Source organism: Nostoc sp. CHAB 5715, assembly GCF_020829685.1.
Classification (GTDB): Bacteria; Cyanobacteriota; Cyanobacteriia; order Cyanobacteriales; family Nostocaceae; genus Nostoc.
On record NZ_JAIVFR010000823.1, the window covers coordinates 1 to 3,467 of the forward strand.

3 protein-coding genes are annotated in these 3,467 nt (G+C 41.9%); all 3 read left to right on the forward strand.

All coding sequences use genetic code 11. From position 1 onward, the window contains the following. On the forward strand, positions 1–1,143 hold a 1,143-nt coding region (locus LC574_RS31935), incomplete at its 5' end, for a universal stress protein (protein WP_229457603.1). An 817-nt stretch (positions 1,144–1,960) separates the two neighbouring features. Further along, positions 1,961–2,911 carry a UDP-glucuronic acid decarboxylase family protein gene (locus LC574_RS31940; RefSeq protein ID WP_229457604.1) on the forward strand — a complete coding sequence of 317 codons (951 nt, stop codon included), beginning with the start codon at positions 1,961–1,963 and terminating at the stop codon, positions 2,909–2,911. 150 nt (positions 2,912–3,061) lie between these two features. Further along, the coding region (locus LC574_RS31945) for an FAD-dependent monooxygenase (protein ID WP_229457606.1) at positions 3,062–3,467 on the forward strand (406 nt) is incomplete at its 3' end.

The window sequence follows — 3,467 nt, forward strand, 5'->3', positions numbered from 1 at the left end:
CTGGTTTACCGCTATAACTGGCAAGAAATGCTAACCATCTGGTCGCTATCACTTCCCCAGGTTGCGACAACGTTAGCAGCAACGTTAGTGGGATACCGGGCTGGGTTGCTGCCACTAGAAGTATTACACAGCGTGATTGTCTTAATGGTTGTCACATCAACCTTGGGGCCGTTGATCACTAATAGAATAGCTGTTGGTTTAAATTCCTCACCCGTCGAAGATCCAGCACCACCCCAACCTGACCAAAACGCACCAAAAACAGACAGTGCTTTTACTATAGTCGTACCTATCTATAATCCTCACACTGAGCAGTATTTGATTGAAATAGCGGCGTTATTAGCGCGTCAGTCTAAGGGGAAAATTATACCGCTTGCGATCGCTAATGCTACCGCTCAAATGGATGCACCGCAGTTAGAAGCGTCTCTACAACGCAGTGAGCAATTATTAACAAAAGCCACGGTACACAGTCGAGTATTGGGCGTAGGCGCAGAACCAATGCTGCGGATTGATGATGCCTTTGCTCAAGGAATTAGCAGAGCGGCTCGTGAACAAAAGGCTAATTTAATCGTTATGGGTTGGGGTAAACGGACTGGGTTACGAGCGCGTTTATTTGGGAATGTGATTGATGGTGTGCTTTGGGCATCCCATTGTCCAGTAGCGGTAACACGTCTAGTAGAATCACCGAAAAAAATTCAGCGCATCTTAGTACCAGTAGAAAACTTAACAGCACCGACATTACAGCCTGTACAATTTGCCCAGATGCTGGCAGAAGCAAATCAGAGCCACATTACTGTACTAAATGTGTGCGATCGCCGCACTAGTTCTAGTAAAATTGCTTGGAGGCGATCGCATCTCTCCCTATTGGTATCTAAAATGGGTTTGACCAATGCCCCAGAAATTCAAATTATCGCTCATGAAAATGTTGCTCAAGCAATTTTGCAGGCAGCACGATTATATGATTTAGTAGTTTTACCTTTTATACGTAATCGTACCAGTCCAGGAGGGTTAGCCATTAGCGATGTCACAACTCAGTTAGCCAGACAACTCACCTGCTCCATTGTCATGCTTGGAGAACCGCAACGCACTCAAACCACAAATTTAGTTATGTCTAAGACGGTTACCAGCATTACTTCTGCTGTATGATATGAGGCAGAGTTCAGTCCACTCACATGGACTTAGGCTGCGTTGGTGTTGTCCGCACTTTGACAAAGCTCTGTTACCGCCAAAGGCATGGCATTGATAAAAATCTTTGCAACAAATAAATCGACTGTAGGGGTATACATATGTACATTGGTGTTAACAAAAGCCTAGAAATAGCTTAACTGAAGGCTTGACTCACCCGCCTGGAACTTTAGTTCCAGGCTAATAGTTAAAGTCTACTAAAGTAGACTAAAGATTTTTAGGTATATTTAGTCATCTTCAGATGACTTTTGCTATTAGCAAGGAACTTCAGTTCCTTGCGGGACATGGCTTTTACGTTAAGTTGACACGTATGACAGATGTACACCCCTACAAGCGTATGTATTTATACCAGGAAATACTGAAATGATATAAGCCGATATAAGCCTCTGCACTTAAATACAGGGCAGGATGTTGGTAAATGCCACAACTTGACTATTGCCAAAATATGGGTAATCGTAAGACCTTGAACTGTAGAAAGTGTCAACCTATTCCTGCATCCAACTGAAAACAGGGATAACCGTAAAAACACTTTATATTGTTGAAGATTTGATGAACTTTAGGTAGAAGAGTAAGAATTTTTGTTATTTTACTAGTTAAATTATTAAGGAAGCAAGTAAAAATATAACAAAACTATAACTGTAGAAAAATAAGTAAGTTCAACAACACTTTTTGATTGAACTTTGTTCTTTTTTTCGTTCTGTATTTTTGTCCCCAACCTGGGTAATCTAAAAGATAAGTGCAATAGCTACTGAAAATATTTGTAAGTAACTGGAAAACTATGAGAATTTTGGTGACGGGTGGTGCTGGGTTTATTGGTTCCCATCTCATCGACCGACTAATGACCCATGGGCATGAAGTAATATGCTTGGATAATTTTTACACTGGTCACAAACGGAACATCCTTAAATGGTTAGATAACCCGTACTTTGAACTGATCCGCCACGATATTACCGAACCAATTCGCTTAGAAGTGGATCAAATTTATCATTTAGCTTGTCCTGCTTCACCAGTACATTACCAGTACAACCCAGTTAAAACCGTTAAAACTAACGTGATGGGAACACTCAATATGTTGGGGCTGGCTAAACGTGTGAAAGCTAGGTTTTTCTTGGCTTCAACCAGTGAAGTATACGGTGATCCAGAAGTTCATCCCCAAACTGAAGAGTATCGGGGTAGCGTCAATCCCATTGGGATACGTTCATGCTACGACGAAGGTAAAAGAATTGCTGAAACTCTAGCATTTGATTATTATAGGCAAAATAAAGTTGATATTCGAGTTGTTCGGATATTCAATACCTACGGGCCGAGAATGTTAGAAAACGATGGCCGGGTAGTGAGCAACTTTATAGTTCAAGCCTTGCGGGGTAATCCTTTAACCGTTTACGGTGATGGTTCGCAAACTCGTAGTTTCTGCTATGTTTCCGATTTAGTCGAAGGATTCATCCGCCTAATGAATAGCGACTACATTGGACCAGTAAATCTGGGTAATCCTGGTGAATATACGATTTTGCAATTGGCACAAGCTGTGCAAAATATGATTAATCCAGACGCGCAGATTAAATTCGAGCCACTACCTTCCGACGATCCCCGGCGTCGCCAACCTGATATCACAAAGGCAAAAACTTGGTTAAATTGGGAACCGACTATTCCTTTGCAAGAGGGGTTAAAACTAACAATAGAAGATTTTCGCGATCGCATTCAAAGCGATGTAAATAATTCAGCCACCTGAGTAGCGCCTAGCATTGCTCTAAATTTCATGCAAGCTCACCCTATCGGTAGCTAGTATGCTTAGTGACTGAGTTGACGCCAGTGTCTAAATGTCTGTCATATTGATACTTCTTTTAGAAGACTAACCCCAAAAAAAGTGAGGAGTTAAAAAATGCGTGTTTGCGTGATTGGTACTGGTTACGTTGGTTTAGTTACAGGTGCTTGCTTGGCTCATATTGGGCATGATGTAATTTGCGTAGACAACAACGAAGAAAAAGTTAAGCTAATGAAGTCTGGGCAGTCTCCAATTTTTGAGCCGGGACTCTCAGAAATTATGCAGTCTGCCATTCAGGCAGAGAAAATTCATTTTACTAGCGATCTCGCTGCTGGAGTTGCCCACGGAGAAGTTCTGTTTATTGCTGTGGGAACGCCACCTTTACCCACTGGTGAAAGTGATACTCGTTATGTTGAAGCTGTAGCCCGTGGGATTGGGGAAAATCTCAACGGTGGTTATAAAGTCATAGTGAATAAATCTACAGTACCCATTGGCTCAGGTGACTGGGTACGGATGCTTGTTT